Source organism: Streptomyces sp. NPDC000134 (assembly GCF_042899225.1).
Classification (GTDB): Bacteria; Actinomycetota; Actinomycetes; order Streptomycetales; family Streptomycetaceae; genus Streptomyces.
In genome coordinates, this window is record NZ_JBIAZN010000007.1 from 1 (window position 1) to 24,085 (window position 24,085).

Sequence of the window (24,085 nt, forward strand, 5' to 3'; positions counted from 1 at the left end):
CTGGCGCCGGTTGAGCCGCGGCGGGCGTCGGTGGCGTTCTATTCGACGGTCGCGGGTCATGTCGGTGGGCCGATGGCCGATACGACGGTGATGGGCGCGGCGTACTGGTACGAGAACCTGCGCACCACCGTGCTGTTCGAGGAGACCGTCCGGGCTCTGCTGGACGACGGGCACACCCTGTTCGTCGAGACCAGCCCCCACCCGGTACTGACCCACCCCTTGCAGGAAACCGCCGCGGGCGGCAGCGAGGTCGCCGTCACCGGTACCCTGCGCCGCGACGACGGCGGTCCGGAGCGGCTCTGTGCCTCCGTGGGCGAGGCGTGGGTGCGAGGGGCACGGGTCGACTGGCCGGCGGTGTTCGCGGGCCGGGGAGCGCGGGTCGTCGACCTGCCGACGTACGCGTTCCAGCGTGAGCGGTACTGGCTGGAGACCTCCGGGAGCACGTGGAGCGTGGTCGCGGCCGGAGCCACGGAGGCCGGTGTCGCGGGTGGGGAGCGGTTCGCCGGGATGTCGCCGGACGAGGCGGAGCGCGAGCTGACGGAGCTGGTGCGCGCCCATACCGCGACCGTGCTGGGGCACACGGCACCGGAGGCGGTCCGGCCGGACAGTACCTTCAAGGACCTCGGCTTCCAGTCGCTGTCCGCGGTGGAGCTGAGCAACCGCCTGACCGCCGCCACCGGCCTGCGTCTGGCGCCGACCGTGGTGTTCGACCACCCGACACCGGCGGCGATCGTCCGGCATCTGCGCGGCCGGTTGCTGGGGGAGGGGGCGTCCGCCGTGGTACCCGTGGCCGAGGCCGCCGCGTCGGACGAGCCGATCGCCGTGGTGAGCATCGGGTGCCGGCTTCCGGGGGGTGTGGGATCGCCGGAGGAACTGTGGGACCTGGTGACATCCGGCGGTGAGGCGATCTCCGGGCTGCCGACGGACCGTGGCTGGGACGTCGAGGGGCTGTACGACCCGGACCCGGACCGGCCGGGCAAGAGCTATGTCCGCGAGGGCGGCTTCCTGTCCGGCGCGGCCGAGTTCGACGCCGCCTTCTTCGGCATCAGCCCCCGCGAAGCCCTCGCCATGGACCCCCAGCAGCGCCTTCTGCTGGAGACCGCCTGGGAGGCGTTCGAACGCGCGGGCATCCGCCCCGAGTCGGTGCACGGCACCCGGACCGGCGTCTTCGTCGGCGCGGTGGCGCTGGAGTACGGCCCGCTGCTCCACGAGGCCGCGGACGGCATGGACGGTCTGATGGTGACCGGCAAGATGACCAGCGTGATCTCCGGTCGGCTGGCCTACTTCCTGGGGCTGGAGGGCCCGGCGATCACCGTCGACACGGCGTGCTCGTCGTCGCTGGTGGCGCTGCACCAGGCGGCCCAGGCGCTGCGGCAGGGGGAGTGCACCCTCGCGGTGGCCGGCGGTGTGTCGGTGATCGCCACGCCGGGACTGTTCACCGAGTTCAGCAGGCAGCGGGGGCTGGCGGCGGACGGGCGGATCAAGGCGTTCGCGGCCGCCGCCGACGGCACCAACTGGGGAGAAGGGGCGGGCGTCCTGCTCCTGGAACGCCTCTCCGACGCCCGGCGCAACGGGCACCCCGTCCTCGCCGTCGTCCGTGGCTCGGCGGTCAACCAGGACGGCGCCAGCAACGGCCTCGCCGCCCCGAACGGACCCTCCCAGGAACGCGTCATCCGCCAGGCCCTGGCCAACGCCCGGGTCAGGCCGGACCAGGTCGATGTGGTCGAGGCCCACGGGACCGGCACCAGACTGGGCGACCCGATCGAGGCCCAGGCCCTGATCGCCACCTACGGCCAGGACCGCCCGGACGACCGGCCGCTGTGGCTGGGCTCGCTCAAGTCCAACATCGGCCACCTCGGGGCCGCGGCGGGCGTGAGCGGCGTCATCAAGATGGTGATGGCCCTGCGGCACGGCCTGCTGCCGAAGACGCTGCACGTGGACGAGCCGACCCCGCACGTCGACTGGACGGCGGGCGCGGTGGAACTCCTGACCGAGGAACGCCCCTGGCCGGACGCCGGCCGCCCGCGCCGCGCCGGCGTCTCCGCCTTCGGCGTCAGCGGCACCAACGTGCACATGGTGCTGGAGCAGGCCCCGGAGGCCGAACACGCCGTCGGCGAGAGGGCGGTGGTGACGGACGGTACGGTGCCGTGGCCGCTGTCGGCGAAGACGGAGGCGGCGCTGGGGGAGCAGGCGCGGCGACTGCTCGCCCACCTGGACCGTCATCCGCAGGTGACGTCCGTCGAGGTCGGGCACGCGTTGGCGGCGGGCCGCTCGGTGTTCGACCACCGGGCGGTGGTGATCGGCCGCGAACCGGCCGACTTCCGCGCGGCGTTGGCCTCGCTGGCCGCCGGTCAGCCCTCGCCGCAGGTGGTCACCGGCACGGCACCCGCTCAATCCGGGAAGACCGTCTTCGTGTTCCCGGGGCAGGGGTCCCAGTGGGTGGGCATGGGCGTGGAGCTGATGCGCTCGTCGCCGGTGTTCGCCGCACACCTGACGGCGTGCGCGGCGGCACTCGAACCCTTCACCGGCTGGAACCTCATCGACGTACTGGACCAGGCGTCCGGTCTGGAGCGGGTGGATGTGGTGCAGCCCGCGTTGTGGGCGGTGATGGTGTCGCTGGCCCGGTTGTGGGAGCACCTGGGCGTGACCCCGGACGCGGTGGTGGGTCACTCGCAGGGTGAGATCGCCGCCGCGCACATCGCGGGGGTGCTGTCGCTGGAGGACTCCGCCCGGATCGTGGCACTGCGGTCCCGGGCCATCACCGGGATCGCCGGCCGGGGCGGGATGGTCTCCGTGCCGCTCGCCGTGGCCGATGCCGCCACGCTGATCGCGCCGTGGGCGGGCCGGGTGTCGGTGGCCACGGTCAACGGTCCGTCGTCCACCGTGGTCGCCGGTGACGCCGACGCGCTGGTCGAACTGCTCGCCCACTGCGCGGCGGAGGGCGTCCGGGCCCGCCGTATCCCCGTCGACTACGCCTCCCACACCCCGCACGTGGAGGCCCTGCACGACCAGCTCCTGGAGCTGCTCGCACCGATCGAGCCCCGGCCGGCCACGGTCGCGTTCTACTCGACCGTCGCCGGTCACGTCGGTGGTCCGACGGCCGATACGACGGTGCTGGGTGCCCGGTACTGGTACGACAACCTGGCCACGACCGTCGACTTCCAGGCCGCCACCCTCAGCCTCCTCGACGACGGACACACCCTGTTCGTCGAGGCCAGCCCCCACCCCGTCCTCACCCACCCGCTGCAAGAGACCGCCGAGACCCGCACCGCCGAGGCCGCCGTCACCGGCACCCTGCGCCGCGACGACGGCACCTGGCAGCGCGTGCTGACCTCGCTGGCGGCCGTCCACACCCACGCCACCGTCGACTGGGCCGGCTTCTACCCCACCGGCCGGCCCACCCACCTCGGTCTGCCCACCTACCCCTTCCAGCACCAGCACTACTGGCTGACGGACACCACCACCGCCACCGATCCGCACGCCCTCGGACTGCACGCCGCCGACCACGGTCTGCTGGGCGCCGCCGTCGCCCTCGCGGACGGCGACGGCCACCTGTTCACCGGGAGCCTGTCGCTGCGCAGCCACCCCTGGCTGGCCGACCACGCCGTGCACGACACCCCCCTCGTCCCCGGTACCGCCTTCGTCGAACTCGCCCTGCACATCGGCCAAGTCACCGACACCCCGCACCTGGAGGACCTGACCCTCGAAGCACCCCTGACTCTTACCGGCACCGGCGGTTTCCACCTCCAGGCGCATGTGACGGCACCCGACGACGACGGCCGCCGGACCCTCACCGTCCACTCCCGGCCCGCCGACGCCACACCCGGCCGGCCCTGGACCCGCCACGCCACCGGCGCCCTCGGCCCCCAGCCGTCCGCCCCGCCGGACACGGCACCCTGGGCGGAGCCGACGGCCTGGCCGCCGACCGGCGCCGTCCCCCTGCCCGCCGACACCCTCTACGACCTCATCGCCGGCTTCGGCTACCAGTACGGCCCCGCCTTCCAGGGCGTGACCGCCGCCTGGCGCGAGGGTGACACCCTCTACGCCGAGGTGGCCCTGCCCGCCGACACCACCACCGACGCCGACCGCTACGGCATCCACCCCGCCCTCTTCGACGCCGCGCTGCACCCGTCCGTCTTCGCCCGTTCCGAACGGAGCCCGGACGAAGTACCCCTGCTGTTCGCCTGGTCGGACGTCCGGCTGCACGCCGTCGGCGCCCGGGTACTGCGCGTACGGACCACCGTGACCGACTCGGGGACACTGCGCGTCGGACTCGCCGACCCCGCCGGACGGCCGGTCGCCGAGGTGGAGTCGCTGGCCATGCGGCCGATCACCGCCGACCAACTGGCGAAGGCGGTCACGGCGGGCGGCGACGAGCACCTGTTCCGCCTGGACTGGGTCCCCGCGCCCGCCGCCGAGGGTCTCGCGGCCGACCGGGTGGCGTTCCTGGGCACCGGCATCCCCGAGGCCCTGGTCGGCGCGCTGCCCGACGGAGTCGCGGTGACCCGGCACACGGACCCCGCGACACTGCCGGTGGACGACACCGCCGGCCTCCCGGACCCGGTGATCGCCACCGGCCTGCTGCGGCGGTCCGGCCCGGCCGAGGACGTCCCCGGCCGCGCACGCGAGGCCGTGCGGTACGCGCTCGACCTGATCCAGTCATGGCTGGCCGGGGAACGGCCGGCCGGCAGTCGCCTGGTGTTCGTCACCAGAGGAGCCGTCGCCGTCCACCCCGGCACCGAGTCACCCGACCCCGCGCACGCCGCTGTCTGGGGCCTGATCCGCACCGCGCAGACCGAGCACCCGGGCCGCTTCGCGGTCATCGACGTCGCCGACGAGAACACCGTCCCCGCCGAGGCGTTCCGCGCGGCACTGGCCGGCGGCGAGCCGCAGACGGCCCTGCGCGACGGCGACCGGCAGGTGTACGTCCCCCGGCTCGTCCGCGAGACCCGGACCCGGCCCGACGACGACACCGCCGCCGGGCCCGGACCGGCCGTGGGCGGCACGGTCCTGATCACCGGCGGCACGGGCACCCTCGGCTCGCTGTTCGCCCGCCGCTACGCGAAGGCCGCGGACGCCGGTCACCTGCTGCTGGTCGGCCGGCGCGGCCCGGACGCCCCGGGCGCCGCCGAACTCGCCGCCGAACTGCGCGAACTGGGCGTGAAGGTCACCGTCGCCGCCTGCGACACCGCCGACCGCGCCGCGCTCGCCGCGCTCCTCGCGGACATCCCCGAGGAACACCCGCTCACCGCCGTCGTCCACAGCGCCGGCGTCCTGGACGACGGCGTCGTCACCTCCCTGACGACGGAGCGCGTCGACACCGTGTTCCGGCCCAAGGCCGACGCCGCCTGGCACCTGCACGAACTCACCCGCGGGACCGACCTCACCGAGTTCGTCCTGTTCTCCTCCATGGCGGGCGTCCTCGGCACACCGGGACAGGGCAACTACGCCGCCGCGAACGTCTTCCTGGACGCGCTGGCCCAGCGCCGCCGCGCCGAGGGCCTGCCCGCCGTCTCGCTGGCCTGGGGCTTCTGGGAACAGCGCAGCGCCATGACCGGACACCTCGACGACGCCGACCTGACCCGCGCGGCCCGCCTCGGCATCAAGCCCATCACGGCGGACGAGGGCCTGGCGCTGTTCGAGGCCGCCCGGACCGCCGACGGTGCCTGCCCGGTCCCCGCGAGGATCGTCCCCGCGCTGCTCCGGCCGCACCTGGAGACCGGCACCGTCCCCGCCGTCCTCCAGAACCTCGTACGCGTCCCCGTCCGCAGGGCCGGCGCCGCCACGGTGACCGACGCCACCGGCTTCCGCGACCGGCTGGCCCAGCTCACCCCCGAGGACGCCGAGGAGGCCCTCGCCGCCCTCGTCCGTACCGAGGCCGCCGTCGTCCTGGGCCACGCCACACCCGACACCGTCCAGCTCACCCAGGCGTTCAAGGACCTCGGCTTCGACTCACTGACCGCGGTCGAGTTCCGCAACCGCCTCAACGCCGCCACCGGACTCCGGCTCCCCGCCAGCCTCGTCTTCGACCACCCCACCCCGCGCCGCCTGGTCACCCACCTGCACACCACCCTCGCCCCGACCGCCCCCACCCCCGCCGCCGCCCCGGCCCCGACGCCCGCCGTCGCCGCCGACGAACCCGTCGCCATCGTGGCCATCGGCTGCCGCTACCCGGGCGGTGTGCGATCCGCGGAGGACCTGTGGTCCCTGGTCGCGGGCGAGTCGGACGCCGTCGCGGAGTTCCCGGCCACCCGTGGCTGGGACGTCGAGGCGCTGTACGACCCCGACCCCGACCGGCCGGGCAAGACCTACGTCCGCGAGGGCGGCTTCCTCTACGACGCCGATGCCTTCGACCCCGCGTTCTTCGGCATCAGCCCCCGGGAGGCCCTCGCCATGGACCCCCAGCAGCGCCTCCTGCTGGAGGTCGCCTGGGAGACCGTCGAACGCGCCGGCATCGACCCCACCACCCTCCAGGCCACCCCCACCGGCGTCTTCACCGGCGTCATGTACGGCGACTACGGCAGCCGCCTCGGCTCCGTACCCGAAGACCTGGAGGGCTACCTGCTCAACGGCAGCGCGGGCAGCGTCGCCTCCGGCCGGGTCGCCTACACCTTCGGGTTCGAGGGGTCGGCGATGACGGTCGACACCGCCTGCTCCTCCTCCCTGGTGGCCATCCACCTGGCCGCGCAGGCGCTGCGCAACGGCGAGTGCTCCCTCGCCCTGGCCGGCGGTGTCACCGTCATGGCGACACCCGACGTCTTCACCGAGTTCAGCAAGCAGCGCGGCCTCTCCGCCGACGGGCGGTGCAGGTCCTTCGCCGCCTCCGCCGACGGCGCGGGCTGGGCGGAGGGCGTCGGCCTGCTGCTGCTCGAACGCCTCTCCGACGCGCGACGCCACGGCCACCAGGTGCTGGCGGTCGTCCGCGGCTCGGCCGTCAACCAGGACGGCGCCTCCAACGGTCTGACGGCCCCGAACGGGCCCGCGCAGGAACGCGTCATCCGCCAGGCCCTGGCCAACGCCCGGGTCCGGGCCGAAGAGGTCGACGTGGTCGAGGCCCACGGCACGGGAACCACCCTCGGCGACCCGATCGAGGCCCACGCGCTGCTGGCCACCTACGGCCAGGACCGGCCCGAGGACCGGCCGCTCTGGCTGGGCTCGCTGAAGTCCAACATCGGCCATACCCAGGCCGCGGCGGGCGTAGGCGGCGTCATCAAGATGGTGATGGCCATGCGCCACGGCCTGCTGCCGAAGACGCTGCACGTGGACGAGCCGACCCCGCACGTCGACTGGGCGTCCGGGGCCGTCGAACTGCTGACGGAGACACGGTCCTGGCCGGAGACCGGCCGCCCGCGCCGAGCCGGCGTGTCGTCGTTCGGCGTCAGCGGCACCAACGCCCATCTCATCCTTGAGCAGGTCCAGGAGGGCGGGAGCCGAGACCTGCCGGAACCGTCGGTGGTGACGGACGGTACGTTGCCGTGGCCGCTGTCGGCGAAGACGGAGGCGGCACTGGGGGAGCAGGCGCGGCGGCTGCTCGCCCACCTGGACCGTCATCCGCAGGTGACGTCCGTCGAGGTCGGGCACGCGTTGGCGGCGGGCCGCTCGGTGTTCGACCACCGGGCGGTGGTGCTCGGCCGCGAACCGGCCGACTTCCGCGCGGCGTTGGCCTCGCTGGCCGCCGGTCAGCCCTCGTCCCGAGTGGTCACCGGCACGGCACCCGCCCAGCCGGGCAGGACCGTGTTCGTGTTCCCGGGGCAGGGGTCGCAATGGATCGGCATGGGCGTGGAGCTGATGCGCTCGTCACCGGTGTTCGCCGCACACCTGACGGCGTGCACGGCGGCACTCGAACCCTTCACCGGCTGGGACCTCATCGACGTACTGGAGCAGGCGTCCGGTCTGGAACAAGTGGATGTCATTCAGCCCGCGTTGTGGGCGGTGATGGTGTCGCTGGCCCGGTTGTGGGAGCACCTGGGCGTCAAGCCCGACGCGGTGGTAGGGCACTCGCAGGGTGAGATCGCCGCCGCGCACATCGCGGGGGTGCTGTCGCTGGAGGACTCCGCCCGGATCGTGGCACTGCGGTCCCGGGCCATCACCGGGATCGCCGGCCGGGGTGGGATGGTCTCCGTGCCGCTCGCCGTGGCCGATGCTTCGGCGCTGATCGCCCAGTGGGATAGACGCGTGGTCGTGGCCGCGGTGAACGGTCCGTCGTCCACGGTGGTGGCCGGTGACGCGGACGCGCTGGCGGAGTTGCTGGCGCGCTGTGAGGCGGAGGGCGTCCGGGCTCGTCGTATCCCGGTGGACTACGCCTCCCACACCCCGCACGTGGAGGCGCTGCACGACCAACTGCTGGAGCTGCTGGCGCCGGTTGAGCCGCAGCGGGCCACGGTGGCGTTCTATTCGACGGTCGCCGGTCATGTCGGTGGGCCGATGGCCGATACGACGGTGATGGGCGCGGCGTACTGGTACGAGAACCTGCGCACCACCGTGCTGTTCGAGGAGACCGTCCGGGCTCTGCTGGACGACGGGCACACCCTGTTCGTCGAGTCCAGCCCTCACCCCGTCCTCACCCACCCGCTGCAAGAGACCGCCGAGACCCGCACCGCCGGGGTCGCCGTCACCGGCACCCTGCGCCGCGACGACGACACCTGGCAGCGCGTGCTGACCTCGCTGGCGGCCGTCCACACTCACGCCACCGTCGACTGGGCCGGCTTCTACCCCGCCGCCCGGCCCACCCATCTCGACCTGCCCACCTACCCCTTCCAGCGTCAGCATTACTGGCTGCTGGACGCCGACCAGGCCGATGCCGGTCGTGGGACCGGCGGCTCCGGGGACCCGGCGGAGGCGGAGTTCTGGGACGCGGTCGAACGGGAGGACCTGGACGCGCTGGTCAGCACACTGGGGCTGGCCGGCGCGGAGGACCGGCCCGACGGCGTGAACGCCGCGCTTCCCGCCGTACTGTCCGCGATGGCGTCCTGGCGGCGGCGCCGACTGGACCGGTCGGAGCTGGAGAGCTGGCGTTACCGTGCCGTGTGGAAGCCGCTGCCCGGGGCCGGGGCGGCGCCGGGGCCGCGGGGGAGTGCCTGGCTGGTGGCCGTTCCCGAGGCCGCGGCTCAGGACCCCGGAGTGGAGACGCTGCTCGACGCGCTGCGGCAGAGCCGTGCCCAGGTGGTCCGGTGGGACATCGCGACCGGTGATCTGCCGGACCGCACCGCGCTCGGCCGGCGGCTCGCCGCCCTCCTCGCCGAGCGGGACGTCCCGGGTGGCATCACGGGCGTGCTGTCCCTCGCCGCGCTCGTCGACGACGGCCTGGCCGCCGCGCACGAGCCGGTCTCCGCCGGTCTCGCGGGTACGGTCGCCCTGGCGCAGGCACTGGAGGACACGGGAGTCGGGGCCCGGCTGTGGTGCCTGACGCGCGAGGCGGTCACCACGGGCAACGCCGACGCCGTCGCCAACCCCTCGCAGGCCCAGGTCTGGGGCCTGGGCCGGGTGCTGGCGCTGGAGCGGCCGGAGCGGTGGGGCGGGCTCGTGGACGTGCCCGCCCAACTGGACGCGCGTGCCGCGCTGTCGGTGTGCGCGGTCCTCGGCGGTGTCGACGCCGCAGACGGAATCCATGGCGAGGACGAGGTGGCGGTGCGGGCCTCGGGGGTGTTCGGGCGACGGCTGGCGCGGGCGCCGCTGGGTGCCGCGCCGGCGGGGGAGTGGCGGCCACGGGGCACCGTGCTGGTGACGGGCGGCGCGGGCGAGGTCGGCTCGCACGTCTGCCGCTGGCTGGCCCGGACCGGCGCCCCCCATCTGCTGCTGGTCGGCCGGCGCGGCGAGGACACCCCGGGCATCACGGAGCTGGTGGCGGAGCTGACCGAACTGGGATCACGGGTGACCGTGGCCGCCGTCGACGCCGCCGACCGGGACGGGCTGCGGGAGGTGCTGGCGGCGGTGCCGCCGGAGTACCCGCTGAGCGCGGTGATCCACGGTGCCGCCGTGCTGGCGGACGGGCTGGTGGCGTCCCTCACGGCGGAGCAGATGGAACGGGTGCTCAGGCCCAAGGTGGCCGCCGCCACCGTCCTGCACCAACTCACCGCCGGTCTGGAACTGGACGCGTTCGTGCTGTTCTCCTCGGCCGTCGGCGGCATCTGGGGCAGCGGCGGACAGGGCGGGTACGCCGCGGCGAACGCCTACCTCGACGCGCTGGCCCACACCCGGCGGGCGGCCGGACTGCCCGCGACCGCCGTGCACTGGGGGTCCTGGAGCGGCGGCATGGTGACCGGCGAGGTGGCGGAACGCCTGCGCCGGCAGGGGCTGCCGCCGATGGCCCCCGAGACGGCGACGGCGGCACTGGCCGCCTCGCTGGGCCGGCGGGAGACCCAGGTGATGCTGGCCCGGGTGGAATGGGCGGACTACGCGCCCGTGTTCACCGCGGTCCGGCCCAGCCGGCTCATCGCCGACCTCCCCGACCTCGCCGCGCCCGCCCCGGCGCACCCCGGCGGTCACGGGGACGAGGCGGCGGAGGACGACCTGCCGGCCCGGCTGAGGGAACTGCCGGACGACAAGCTGGACGAGGCCCTGCTGGAGACCGTCCGCGCGTACGCCGCGGCGGTCGTCGGACTGGGCGGGCCGGACGCGATCGGTCCCGACCGGGCCTTCAGCCTGGTCGGTTTCGACTCGCTGACCTCCGTGGAACTGCGCAACCGGCTGCGGCGCGCGACCGGGTTGCAGCTTCCCGCCACGCTGCTGTTCGACTGCCCGACCCCGGCCGTCGTCGCGCGGTACCTGCGCGACGAACTGTTCCCGGAGCGCGCGGCCGACGGCGGCGACGGCGAGCCGTACGCGCCGGACGGCGCGAGCCAGGGGCCGGAGTACGGCGACGGGCCGTCGCTGGACGAGATGGGCGTGGACGACCTGGTGCGCATGGCGATGAAGGACGACGTCCCTGACGAGATGCGGAGATCATGATGGCCCAGTCGACCGAAGCCGTCGTCGAGGCGTTGCGGGCATCTCTCAAGGAGACGGAACACCTGCGCCGCGTCAACGCCGAACTGTCCGAGGCGGCGCGCGAACCGATCGCGATCGTCGGCATGAGCTGCCGCTACCCGGGCGGGGTGCGCTCACCGGAGGACCTGTGGGAACTGGTCGCCGCCGGACGGGACGCCGTCTCCGCCTTCCCGGACAACCGTGGCTGGGACCTGGAGAACCTGTACGCCCCGCAGCCGGGCCCGCACGGCACGTCGTACGTCCGCGAAGGCGGATTCCTGTACGACGCGGACGAGTTCGACCCGGCCTTCTTCGAGATCAGCCCGCGCGAGGCGACGGCGATCGAACCGCAGCAGCGCCTCCTGCTCCAGTCCTCGTGGGAGGCGATCGAACGGGCCGGCATCGACCCGACGACACTGCGCGGCAGCCGCACCGGGGTGTTCGTGGGCATCGCGCGCCAGGAGTACGGCCCGCCGCTGCACGAGTCCCCGGAAGCGCTGGAGGGCTACCTGATGACGGGCACCTCGGTCGCGGTCGCCTCGGGGCGCGTCTCCTACGTGTGGGGCTTCGAGGGACCGGCCGTCACCGTCGACACGGCGTGCTCGTCGTCGCTGGTGACGCTGCACCTGGCGGCCCAGGCGCTGCGCAACGGCGAGTGCTCGCTGGCCCTGGCGGGCGGCGTGACGGTCATGACGATGCCCGGCGTGTTCACCGAGTTCAGCCGCCAGCGCGGACTGGCCCCCGACGGCCGGTGCAAGCCCTTCGCGTCCGCCGCCGACGGCACCGCCTGGGGCGAGGGGGTGGGCCTGCTGCTGCTGGAACGCCTTCGTGACGCGCGGCGCAACGGCCACCGGGTGCTGGCGGTCGTCCGGGGCTCGGCCGTCAACCAGGACGGCGCCTCCAACGGCCTCACCGCCCCCAACGGCCCCTCCCAGCAGCGGGTCATCCGCCAGGCCCTGGCGAACGCGCGGCTGACGGCGGACCAGGTGGACGCCGTCGAGGCACACGGCACGGGCACCACGCTGGGCGACCCGATCGAGGCCCAGGCGCTGCTGGCCACCTACGGCCAGGACCGGCCCGGGGACCGGCCGCTGTGGCTGGGCTCGGTGAAGTCCAACATCGGCCATCCGCAGTGCGCGGCGGGCGTGGCGGGCGTCATCAAGATGGTCATGGCCATGCGCCACGGCACCCTGCCGAAGACGCTGCACGTGGACGCGCCGACACCGCACGTGAACTGGTCGGCGGGCGCGGTGGAACTCCTCACCGAGGCCCGGCCGTGGCCCGGGACCGGCGACCGGCCGCGACGGGCCGCGGTGTCGGCGTTCGGCGTCAGCGGCACCAACGCGCACCTGATCCTCGAACAGGCCCCCGAGCAGGACACGGCCGCCGACGCTCAGGTGCCGGACGCGGCGCCCGCGGTGGTGCCGTGGATCGTGTCGGCGCGGTCGGAGCGGAGCCTGCGGGCACAGGCCGCAGGACTGCGCGCCGCGGCCGCCGCCGGCCCGGACCCCGCCGACATCGGCTGGTCGCTGGCGACGGGCCGGGCCCGGCTCGAACACCGGGCGGTGGTGCTGGGGCACGACCGGGACGAACTGCTGGACGGCCTCGCGGCGTTGAGCGACGGCACCGAATCCGCCCGGGTGATACGCGGTGTCGCCGTGCGGCCCGGCGGGTCGGTCCTGATGTTCCCGGGACAGGGCGCCCGGTGGGCCGGCCTGGCCCGCCACCTGTACGACGCCTTCCCCGCGTTCGCGCACGGCCTCGACGAGGTCTGCGAACGCCTCGACACCCACCTGCCCTACGCCCTGAAACCCCTCCTGCTCGCCGACGCGCTCGCCGACGACCGGGCCCAGCGGACCGACGTCGCCCAGCCGGCGCTGTTCGCCCTCCAGGTCGGCCTGTACCGGCTCATCACGCGGTACTGCCCGCCGCCGGACCACCTGATCGGGCACTCGGTCGGCGAGATCACCGCCGCCCATGTGTCCGGCGCCCTCGACCTGGACAGCGCGGCCCGGCTCGTGACCGCCCGGGGACGGGTCATGCGGACGGTCACCGAGCGCGGCGCTATGCTGGCGGTAAGCGTCCCCGAGGAGGCCGCGGACGCCCTGCTCGCCCCGTACCGCCGCGTCGGCGTCGCCGCCGTCAACGGCCCGCGGTCCGTGGTGGTCTCGGGCGCCCGGGACGAGATCCTCGCCCTCCGGGACAGGCTCGTCGCCGACGGCACCCGGGCGAAACTCCTGAAGGTGGACCACGCCTTCCACTCCCCGCTGATGGACCCGGTGCTGGCGGAGTTCGCGGCGGCGGTCGGCGAACTCCCCGAAGGCGCGGCGGCGATCCCGGTCGTCTCCACCAGGCTGGGCCGCGAGGCCACCTCCGAGGAACTGACCTCCGTGGCGCACTGGGTACGCCATGTCCGCGAACCCGTCCGCTTCTTCGACGCCGTCGAGCACGTCCGGGCGGCCGGTGCGCGCCTCTTCCTCGAAGCCGGCCCGGGATCGGCGCTCACCGGCATCCTCCAGGACGCCTTCACCGGCGAGGGCGTGGACGACGCGCTGGCGCTGTCCGCGTCGCGACGCGACCGCGAGCCCGTCGAGGCGCTGACCGGCGCACTGGCGCGGATACACGTCCGGGGCGGGACCGTGGACTGGGACGCCCTGTTCGGGGCGCGCCGACGGGTGGACCTGCCGACGTACGCGTTCGAACGGCAGCGCTACTGGCTGGACCCCTCGGCCGGGAGGAGGGCGGCGGACGTGGCCTCCGCCGGCCTCACGGCTCCCGGACACCCGTTGCTGGGCGCCCTGGTGGACCACCCCGGTACCGGCGAGGCGGTGTTCACCGGCCGGTGGTCCCCGCGTACCCACGACTGGCTGGCCGACCACACCGTGTTCGGCGCGGTCGTCGTCCCGGGGACGGCCTACCTCGACCTGGCGCTGTGGGCGGGCGACGCCGTCGGCTGCGCGTGCGTCGAGGAACTCTCCCTGGAGGTCCCCCTCGTCCTTCCCGACGCGGACGACGTGAGCGTACGCGTCGTCGTCGGGGCACCGGGCCAGGCGGGGCGCCGCTCCCTCGACGTGTACTCGCGCCCCGGCGACGACGGTCCGGCGGCGGGCGACTTCACCCGCCACGCGACGGGCCACCTGGCACCGGCCGTGCCACCGGAGGCCGTACGCACCGAGGACCCGCGCCCCCTCGCCGTGTGGCCGCCGGCCGGCGCGCGGCGGCTTCCCCTCGACGGTTTCTACGACTCCCTCGCCACGGCGGGCTTCGACTACGGTCCGGTCTTCCGCGGGCTGCGGGAGGTGTGGCGGCACGGAGACGACCTGTACGTGCGGGCCGCCCTGCCGGAGACCGGCGACGGCCCGGCCGGCGGCGGATTCGCGCTGCATCCGGCGCTGATCGACGCGGTGCTGCACGCGGTCGCGGCCGGAGGACTCCTCGACGTGGACGGCGGGCGGGGCTGGATGCCGTTCTCCTGGTCCGGGGCGGACCTCACCGGCCAGTGCGGCCCGAGCGTGCGCGCCCGGCTGACCCCGGCGGGCGAAGGCGCCGTGTCCCTGACCATCGCCGACGAGCACGGCCGTGCCGTCGCACACGTCGCGACACTGACGTTCCGGCCCGCCGGTCCCGAGCACCTGCGCTCGACGCGGGGCGGGCCCGAGCGCTCCCTGTACGAGCTGCGATGGCGCCCGCTCGCACCGGGCGGCCCGGCGGCCCGCCCCGAAACGTGGGGGGTGCTCGGGGCGGAGCACGGACCGGCCGCACGGCTGGCCGGTCCGGGCGGCGGGGACGTCGTGTCCTACGCGTCCCTGGACGACGCCCTGGCGCGACCGCCCCGGCACCTCGTCCTCTGCCCGGACGACGCCGTCCCCGCCGGGCCCGGCCTGCTCGCCGAGGTCACCGCCGCCGGCACCCGCGTCCTCGACTGCGTACAGCGGTTCCTCGCCGAGGAACGGCTCGCCGGAACCACCCTGGTGGTGCTCACCCGCCTGGCCCAGGACACCGGCGCCGGGGAGAGCGTCGAGAGCCTGCCCGGCGCGTCCGTGTGGGGCCTGGTCCGCTCCGCCCAGACGGAGCACCCCGGCAGGTTCCGGCTGGTGGACATCGACGACGCCGACACCTCCTGGGCCCGCTTCCCCGGCGTGCTCGCCCTCGGCGAGGAGCAACTCGCGCTGCGCGACGGCGCGTACCTCACGCCCCGCCTGCTGCCGGCCTCCCCGGCGCGGCACCGCGTCGAGCCCCCGCCGGCGGGCGCCCACCGGCTGGACATCCCGGCCAGGGGAACGCTGGAGAACCTCACCTGGGTGCCGTGCCCCGAGGTCGAGGCACCCCTGACCAGCGGGCAGGTCCGTATCGCCGTCCAGGCCGCGGGGCTCAACTTCCGCGATGTCACGATCGCCCTGGGCCTGGTGGAACGGACCGCCTTCGGCGCCGGGCTCGGCAGCGAGGGCGCCGGGACGGTGCTGGAGGTGGCGGCCGACGTCACCGCACTCGCGCCGGGCGACCGGGTGCTGGGCGCGTTCTCCGGCGCCTTCGGGCGGGTGGCCGTGACGGACCAGCGCCTGCTCACCCGTACCCCCGACGGCTGGAGCCACGCCGAGGCGGCGTCCGTGCCGAGCGCCTTCCTCACCGCCTATCACGCGCTGTTCCGCCTGATGAAGCTGGAGAAGGGACAGCGCGTCCTCATCCACGCCGCGGCGGGCGGCGTCGGCATGGCCGCCGTGCGACTGGCGCGGCACGTCGGCGCCGAGGTCTACGCGACCGCCGGCCCGGCCAAGTGGCCCGCCCTGCGCCGACTGGGCCTGGACGACGCGCACCTGGCGTCGTCGCGGGACCTGGAGTTCGCGGACAAGTTCCTGGACACCTCCGGCGGCCGGGGTGTGGACGTCGTACTGAACTCCCTCGCGCACCGGTTCGTCGACGCCTCGCTGCGGCTGCTGCCCGGGGGCGGCACCTTCATCGAGATGGGCAAGACCGACATCCGCGACCCCCACCGGGTGGCGGCCGATCACCCCGGCGTCGACTACCGGGCCTTCGACCTCTCCGAGGAAGGACCGGACGCGACCCAGGAGATGCTCCGGGCCGTCATGGAACTCTTCGCCGACGGGCGGATACACCTCAACCCCGTCTCCGTGCGCGGTATCCGCGACGCCCGCGGGGCCTTTCGCGAGATGAGCCGGGGCCGCCACGTCGGCAAGCTGGTCCTCGACGTGGGCGACGCCTTCGGCGGCGGCACCGTGCTGGTCACCGGCGGGACCGGGACGGTGGGCTCGCTGCTGGCCCGGCACCTCGTGACCGGGCACGGTGTACGGAGCCTGCTGCTGGCCGGCCGGCGGGGGGAGGCCGCCGACGGGGTCCCCGCACTGGTCGCGGACCTGGAGGCGGCGGGCGCCACCGTCACGGTCGCGGCCTGCGATGTCGCGGACCGGGCCGCCGTCGCGGACCTGCTCGCGGACCTGCCGCCGCGGTATCCGCTGACGGCGGTCGTGCACGCGGCGGGGGTACTGGCGGACGCCACCGTGGAGTCGCTCACCGCCGAGCGCCTGGAACACGTGCTGCGGGCCAAGGTAGGCGGCGCGGTCACCCTGCACGAGCTGACCCGGGACCGCCCCCTGTCGGCGTTCGTCCAGTTCTCCGCCCTCGCGGGCACGCTCGGCGGCGCGGGACAGGCCAACTACGCCGCGGCGAACACCTTCCTCGACGCACTGGCGGCGTGGCGCAGGGCGGCCGGCCTGGCCGGTACGTCGCTGTGCTGGGGCTGGTGGGAGCAGCCCAGCGGCATGACCGCGGGCCTGGACCGGGCCGACCTCTCCCGCACCCGGCGCCTCGGCGTCGCCGCGATGCCGACACCCGAGGCACTGGCCCTGTTCGACGCGGCGTGCGCCCTCGACCGGCCCGTGCTCGTCCCGGCCCGCCTGGACCTGACCGCGCTGCGGAACAAGGCCGGCGAGGACCTGCCGTTGCTGCTGCGCGACCTCGCCGCCGGCGGCCGGCCGCGACGGAACCGGACGAGCGCGGCGAGGGACGGCGGCCCGCTCGGGCTGCCCGCACTGCCGGCCGAGGAGGCGGAGGCGGCCGTACTCGCCCGGGTCCGGGAGCAGGCCGCCGTCGTGCTCGGACACCCCACCGGCGCGGCCGTCGACGCCGACCAGGCGTTCACCCACCTCGGGTTCGACTCGCTGACCGCGGTCGAACTCTGCAACCGCCTGGCCGCCTCGACCGGACTGCGGCTGCCGTCCACCCTCGTCTTCAGCTACCCGACACCACGCGAGCTGAGCCGCCACCTGTGCACTCTGCTGCGCCCCGCACCGGACCCGGGCGGGGCCCCGGACGCGGAGATCCGGGAGATGCTGCGGACCGTCTCTATCGACCGCCTGCGCGGCGCGGGCCTGCTGGAACAGATCCTGGCCTGCGCCGGCCCGCCCCGGACGGACGCCACCGCACCGGACCCGGACACCGAGCCGGGCGCGGGCGCGGCGGGTGCGGACGGGCTGGCGGCCCTGGACCTGGAAGCACTGGTCGACCTGGCTCTGGACGAGAGGGACAACTGACATGACCAACCCGCCGGATCGCACGACGGAGGACGCGGACCGGGTCCAGCGGGCTCTCCGCACCCTGCTGGCGGAACGCGACCGCCTCCGCCAGGAGAACGACGCCCTGAGAGCCGGCCGCGGCGCGCCGATCGCCGTGGTGGCCATGGCCTGCCGCTACCCGGGAGGCGTGACCTCGCCCGAACACCTGTGGGAGGTCGTCCGCGACGGCCGGGACGTCGTCGACGAGTTCCCGCGGGACCGCGGCTGGCCGGACCTGTACGACCCGGACCCCGACGCGGCCGGCCGGTCGTACGTACGCCACGGCGGCTTCCTGACCGACGTGGCCGGCTTCGACGCCGAATTCTTCGGCATCAGTCCGCGCGAGGCCCTGGCCACCGACCCGCAGCAGCGCCTGCTGCTGGAGACCTCGTGGGAGGTCCTCGAACGGGCGGGCATCGTCCCCGCCGAGGTGCGCGGCACCGACGTCGGCGTCTTCACCGGGGTCAGCTCACCCGAGTACGGGGCGCGTTTCCTGGAGACGGGCGCGCACGAACTGGAGGGCTACCTGCTGCACGGCAGCACCCTGAGCGTGGCCTCCGGCCGGGTGGCGTACGGGATGGGGTTCACCGGCCCGGCCCTGTCGGTGGACACGGCGTGCTCGTCGTCGCTGGTGGCGCTGCACCTGGCGGCGCAGTCGCTGCGAGCGGGGGAGTGCTCGCTCGCGCTGGCCGGCGGGGTCTCGGTGATGTCGACGCCCTCGGTCCTCGTGGAGTTCTCCCGGCAGCGCGCGCTGTCGGCCGACGGCCGCTGCAAGGCGTTCGCCGACGGAGCCGACGGGACCGGCTGGGCCGAGGGAGTGGGCGTGCTGCTGCTGGAGAAGCTGTCCGACGCCCGCCGCAACGGCCACCCGGTGCTGGCCGTGCTGCGCGGTTCCGCCGTGAACCAGGACGGCGCCAGCAACGGGCTGACCGCCCCCAACGGCCGCGCCCAGGAGGAGGTGATCCGCAAGGCCCTCGCCAACGCGGGAGTCACCGCCGCCGAGGTGGACGTGGTCGAGGCCCACGGCACCGGGACCGCGCTGGGCGACCCCATCGAGGCGGGCGCGCTGCTGGCGGCCTACGGGCAGGACCGGGCCGGGGGCCGGCCGCTGCGGCTGGGGTCGGTGAAGTCGAACATGGGTCACGCCCAGGCCGCCGCCGGGGTCGCCGGGGTGATCAAGATGGTCATGGCCATGCGCCACGGTCACCTGCCCAGGACCCTGCACGTGGACGCGCCCTCACCGCACGTGGACTGGTCGTCCGGCGCGGTGGAACTGCTGGTCGAGGGGCGCGAGTGGACCCGGGCGGACGGCCCCCGGCGGGCCGGGGTGTCGTCCTTCGGGGTCAGCGGCACCAACGCGCACGTCATCCTGGAGGAGGCACCACCGCAGCCGCAGCCGCAGCCGCAGAACCGGACGGAGCCCGGTCCCGCCCCGGTGCTCGCCGACGGGCCGCTGCCCTGGGTGCTGTCGGGCCGGAGCGCCGCCGCGCTGGCGGGGCAGGCGCGGCGCCTGGCGGACTTCGTGACCGCGCACACCGGGGTGCCGGTGGCCGACGTGGGGCTGTCACTGGCGGTGTCCCGGTCGGCGTTCGAGCACCGGGCGGTGGTGATCGGCGCGGACCGGGAACAACTGCTGGCGCAGCTCGCCGAGCCGGTGGTGCGCGGTACGGCCGACATCGACGGCAAGACGGTGTTCGTGTTCCCGGGACAGGGGTCGCAGTGGACCGGCATGGCCGTGGAACTGCTGGACTCCTCACCGGTGTTCGCGGCGAGACTGGCGGAGTGCGCGCGGGCGGTCGAGGCCCACGTCGAATGGCGGGTGCTGGATGTGCTGCGGGAGGTGGAGGGGGCGCCCTCGATGCGGCGGATCGAGGTCGTGCAGCCGGTCCTGTTCGCGGTGATGGTGTCGCTGGCGGAGCTGTGGCGGGCCTGCGGGGTGGTGCCGGCGGCGGTGGTGGGGCACTCCCAGGGGGAGATCGCCGCCGCCTGCGTGTCCGGGGCGCTGTCCCTGGCGGACGCGGCGCGCCTGGTGGTGGCGCGGTCGCAGTTGTTCGCCGACGAACTGGTGGGGCGGGGCGCGGTGGCCTCGGTGGCGCTGGGCCGGGCGGAGATCGAGGAGCGGCTGGCCCCGTTCGGGGAGCGACTGTCCGTCGCCGGGGTGAACGGGCCCCGCGCGGTGACGGTGGCCGGTGAGGAGGCGGCCCTGGACCGGCTGGTGGCCGGCCTGGAGGCGGACGGCGTACGGGCCCGGGTGGTGCCGGCGACGGTGGCCTCGCACTGCGCGCAGGTGGACCGGCTGCGGGACCGCATCGCCGATCTGCTGGGCTTCGTGCGGCCCCGGGCGGGCTCGGTGCCGCTGTACTCCACGGTGACCGGGGACGTACTGGACGGCTCGGAGCTGGACGCCGGGTACTGGTTCGACAACTGCCGCCGTCCGGTGGCCTTCGAGCCGGTGGTGCGGTCGCTGCTGGCCGACGGTTTCCGTGTCTTCGTGGAGTCCAGCGCCCATCCGGTGCTGACCTGGGGGGTGCTGGACACCGCCGAGGAGGCGGGCGAGGAGGTCGCGGCGGTGGGTTCGCTGCGCCGGGGCGAGGGCGGTCCGCAGCGGTTCTGCGCCTCCCTGGGCGAGGCGTGGGCGCGGGGCGTGGACGTCGACTGGCCGGCGGTGTTCGCGGGCCGGGACGCCCGGGTCGTCGACCTGCCGACCTACGCCTTCCAGCACCGGCGCTACTGGCTGGACGCCTCCCCGCAGGTGGCGGCGCCCGCACCGCCCCCGGCCGGACCGCCCGTGGACGACGAGCCGCTCGTGTCCCTGATCGACAAGCTCGCCGCCCTCCCGGCCGCCGACGCCGAGGCGCTCGTCCTGGAACACGTCCTGGAAAAGGCCGCCGTCGTGCTCGGACACCCCTCCGCCGCCGTCCTCGGCCCCGACCAGAAATTCGGCGAGATGGGATTCGACTCGATGCTCTCCGTGGAACTGAGCAAACGCCTCGCCGCGACGACCGGCATCAGACTGCGGGCGAACGTGGTGCTGCGCCACCCGACACCGAAACTGCTCACCGGACACATCATGTCCTCGGTGACCAGCGGCGATTCACGCTGACTCGCGGATTCCCGGGGCCTTCGGCGCCCCGTCGTACGTCCCGCCGGCGGGACACGCACAAGGCCCTTCGCGGCCCGTCCCGCCCCGGCACCGAAGTGTCTTGACCGGCTGATCCACCTCCGTGAAGGTGGAGGTGATCTGCGAATTCCTCCGCTTCCCGGGCCTATGTGTTGAGGGGTTGATCCGTTTGCGTTCATTCGATGCGCCGGCCGCGCATAAAGGGATGTGGCTGGCGCAGAAAATGACTCCCGACTCACCGAACCACGCGATGATCGCGTGGGACGTGGACGGTGAACTGGACCCGGCGGCCATGGAATCCGCGTTCCGGCACGTACTGGACGAGGCGGAGGTCCTGCGCGTCACCTTCACCGAGGAGGACGGCGAACTGCGGCTGGTGCCCCGCGAGGTGGGTGACTGGGAGCCGTTCTTCCTGGACCTCAGCGCGGAGGCCGATCCCGAGCAGGCCGCCCGCGACGCCCTCGCCGACGTGCTGCGCCGGCCGTTCGACCTGGAACGGGACCTGCTGCTGCGGCTCGGCGTGGTGAGGCTCGCCGCGGCCCGCTCCCTCGTGGTGATCGCCTACCACCACCTCGTGTCGGACGGGTACGGCGCGGCCGGCCTGCTCTCCCGGCGCCTCGCCGAGGTCTACACGGCACGGGTGCGCGGCGAGCGGGCACCGCAGCCGCCGCACCCGTGGGACGCCGAGTCGTTCACCACCGCGGCGGCGGACTACCGGGCCTCGCAGAGATCCGCCGACGACACCGAGTTCTGGCACGACTACCTCAAGGACGCGCCCGCGCCCGCCCAGGTCCCGCGCGTCGCCCTGCCCGAGCCGACGCGGGCCGCGCTCGACGCACCGATGAGCCGCGCCGACCGCTGGTCCGAACTGGCCGGCGCCATCGGCATGGTCAGCCGCACCCTGACCGTGCCGCGCGCCGAGGCGGACACCTGGACCGAGGCCGCGAAGTCCATGGGCGTGTGGATGTCGTCGCTGCTGACCGCCGCCGCGGCGGTCTTCCTGCGGCACCGCTGCGACCGCCCGGAGTTCCTCTTCTCGCTGGCCGTGGGCAACCGGATCGGCGCGGCGAGCAGGACACCCGGCCTGGCGGTCAACGTGGTGCCCGTACGGGTGCGGGTGCCGCTCGGCGCGACCCTCACCGACGTCGCCGACGCGCTGGGCGACGAGACGTACGAGATCTTCGACCACGCCGCCTGCCACTACTCCGAGATCCAGCGCGCCGGCGGGACCGTGCTCAGCGGCCGCGGCAGCTTCGGTGCCGTCATGAACGTCACCGAGTTCGCCGAGCAGCTCCACTTCGACGGCCACCCGGCGCGCTACCTCTGCGCGACGACCGGCACCTTCGACGAACTGTCGATCGCCGTCGGCACCGACGGCAGCCCGGAGAGCGACCTGTGCTTCCGGCTCGACGCCCCCGCGGGCCTGTACTCCCGCGCGGAACTGCGCCTCATCGGCGCCGACCTGATCGACCACATCCGGGCCGTGACGGCGGCCGGCCCGCAGTCGCCGGTCGGCGCGCTGGACGTGGTGAGCGGCGCCGCCCGCGACCTGGTGCTGACCGCGCCGAACAGCACCGGCGCAGCGGTGCCGGGGCTGACCGTCCCGGAGCTGTTCGCCCGCCAGGTGGAGCGCGCTCCGGAGGCCGTCGCGGTGGTGTCCGGGGACTCGGCGCTCTCCTACCGGGAACTGGACCGGCGGTCGGACCGCGTCGCCGAGGCGCTGCGCCGCCGGCCCGTCGGCCCCGAGACGGTGGTGGCGGTGGCGATGCCCCGGTCGGTGGACCTGGCCGTCGCCCTGCTGGCGGTGGTGAAGGCGGGCGGCGCCTACCTGCCGGTCGACCCGGCGCTCCCGACGGAGCGGATCACGTCGGTGACCGGTGACGCCTCGGCCCGCGTACTGCTCACCGACACGCCGGCCGCCGAGGCGCTCGTCGCCGGCCTGGGGATACCGACGCTCCTGTTCGGCGACCTCGCGCAGGACACCGCCGCCGGTGACGACGGTGACGGTGATGGTGACGGTGTGCGGAAGGTCCCGGTCCGGGTGCGCCGGGACAACCTGGCGGCCGTGCTGTACGGCTCCGCACCCGACGGCGCGGCCACCGCCGTCGCGGTGACGCACCGGAACCTGGAGCGGTTCGTCCTGGATCGCCAGTGGCGCGACGGCGCCCGCGGCACCGTGCTGTGGCACACCCCCCACCCCGGTGACGCGCTCGCCCTCGAACTGTGGGCGCCCCTGCTGAACGGCGGCCGGGTGGTCGTGGCCCCGCCGGGCGAACTGGACGCCGACGCAATGGCCGAGGCGCACGCGGCGCACGGCGTCTCCACGGTGTGGCTGCCCGCGGCCCGGTTCTCGGTGATCGCGGCGGACAGCCCCGAGAGCCTCGCGGGGCTGTCCGAGGTGTGGACCGGCGGCGACCGGGTGCCCGCGGCCGCGCTGCGCCGGGTCCGGGAGGCATGCCCCGAGGTGACGGTCGTCCACGGCCACGGCCCGGCGGAGACCACCGTGTCCGCCGCGTGCCACCGCCCGGCCGCGGACGGACCGCGCCACCCCGCGGGCACCGTCGGCCGCCCGATGGACAACACGGCCCTGTACGTCCTGGGCCCGGGGCTGGCCCCGGTCCCGGTGGGTGTGACCGGAGAGCTGTACGTGGCCGGGGCCGGGGTGGCCCGCGGCTGTGCCGGACGGCCCGGACGGACCGCCGAGCGGTTCGTGCCCTGCCCGTTCGGCCCGGCCGGCGGGCGGATGTACCGCACCGGGGACCGGGCGCGCTGGGCGGATGACGGCCTGCTGGAGTACGTGGGCCGGGCCGGCGCCCGCACGGAGATACGCGGTGTCCCGGTCGAGGCCGCCGAGGTCGAGGAGGCGCTGTCCGAGCACCCGGCGCTGGCGCAGGCGGTGGTGACCGTCGGCGCGGACGACACCGGGCAGCACCGGCTGGTGGCCCACGTGGTCCCGGCGGGGGGTGCCGGGGCCGGGCCCGCCGTCGAGGAACTGCGCCGGTTCGCCGCGGGACGACTGCCGGAGTTGATGGTGCCGTCGGTGTTCGTGGTCCTGGAGCGCCTGCCGGTGACGGCCGGCGGACGGGTGGACCGGGCGGCGCTGCCCGAGCCGGCCTTCGACGACGGGCGGTACCGGGCACCGCGCAACAGCACCGAGCGGGTCCTCGCCGAAGCGTTCGCCGACGTACTGGAGGTGGACCGGGTCGGCATCGACGACGACTTCTTCGACCTGGGCGGCAACTCGCTGCGGGCCATCCGGCTGGTCGGCCTGATCCGCGCGGAGCTGAACCAGGAGGTGTCCATCCGCACGCTGTTCGCGGTGCGCACGGTCGCCGGCCTGTCCGACACCTGGCAGGACCTCGCCCAGTCCAGCAGGCCGGCCCTGCGCAGACGTACCAAGGACGGCGAGGTCCTCTGAACGGGGACCTCC

Annotated in this window: 4 protein-coding genes; all 4 read left to right on the forward strand. The window is 74.8% G+C overall.

The window, feature by feature from the left end:
- Positions 1-10,947, forward strand: a 10,947-nt coding sequence (locus tag ACFY32_RS12320; RefSeq protein WP_390674060.1) for a type I polyketide synthase, incomplete at its 5' end; no start/stop codon positions are given.
- 32 nt (positions 10,948-10,979) lie between these two features.
- A complete protein-coding gene (locus ACFY32_RS12325) occupies positions 10,980-17,513 on the forward strand; it encodes a type I polyketide synthase (RefSeq protein ID WP_390674250.1) in 6,534 nt (2,177 codons plus the stop codon).
- A complete protein-coding gene (locus ACFY32_RS12330; RefSeq protein WP_390674061.1) occupies positions 17,443-20,637 on the forward strand; it encodes a type I polyketide synthase in 3,195 nt (1,064 codons plus the stop codon). The genes ACFY32_RS12325 and ACFY32_RS12330 overlap by 71 nt, the downstream gene beginning before the upstream one ends.
- Positions 20,638-20,860: 223 nt before the next feature.
- A complete protein-coding gene (locus tag ACFY32_RS12335) occupies positions 20,861-24,073 on the forward strand; it encodes an amino acid adenylation domain-containing protein (RefSeq protein WP_390674062.1) in 3,213 nt (1,070 codons plus the stop codon).
- Positions 24,074-24,085: the final 12 nt, after the last annotated feature.

What these genes read in the sequence shown, in the direction of transcription:
- ACFY32_RS12335 (WP_390674062.1), top strand. Translation starts at nt 20,861, where the DNA reads ATGTGGCTGGCGCAGAAAATGACTCCCGACTCACCGAACCACGCGATG.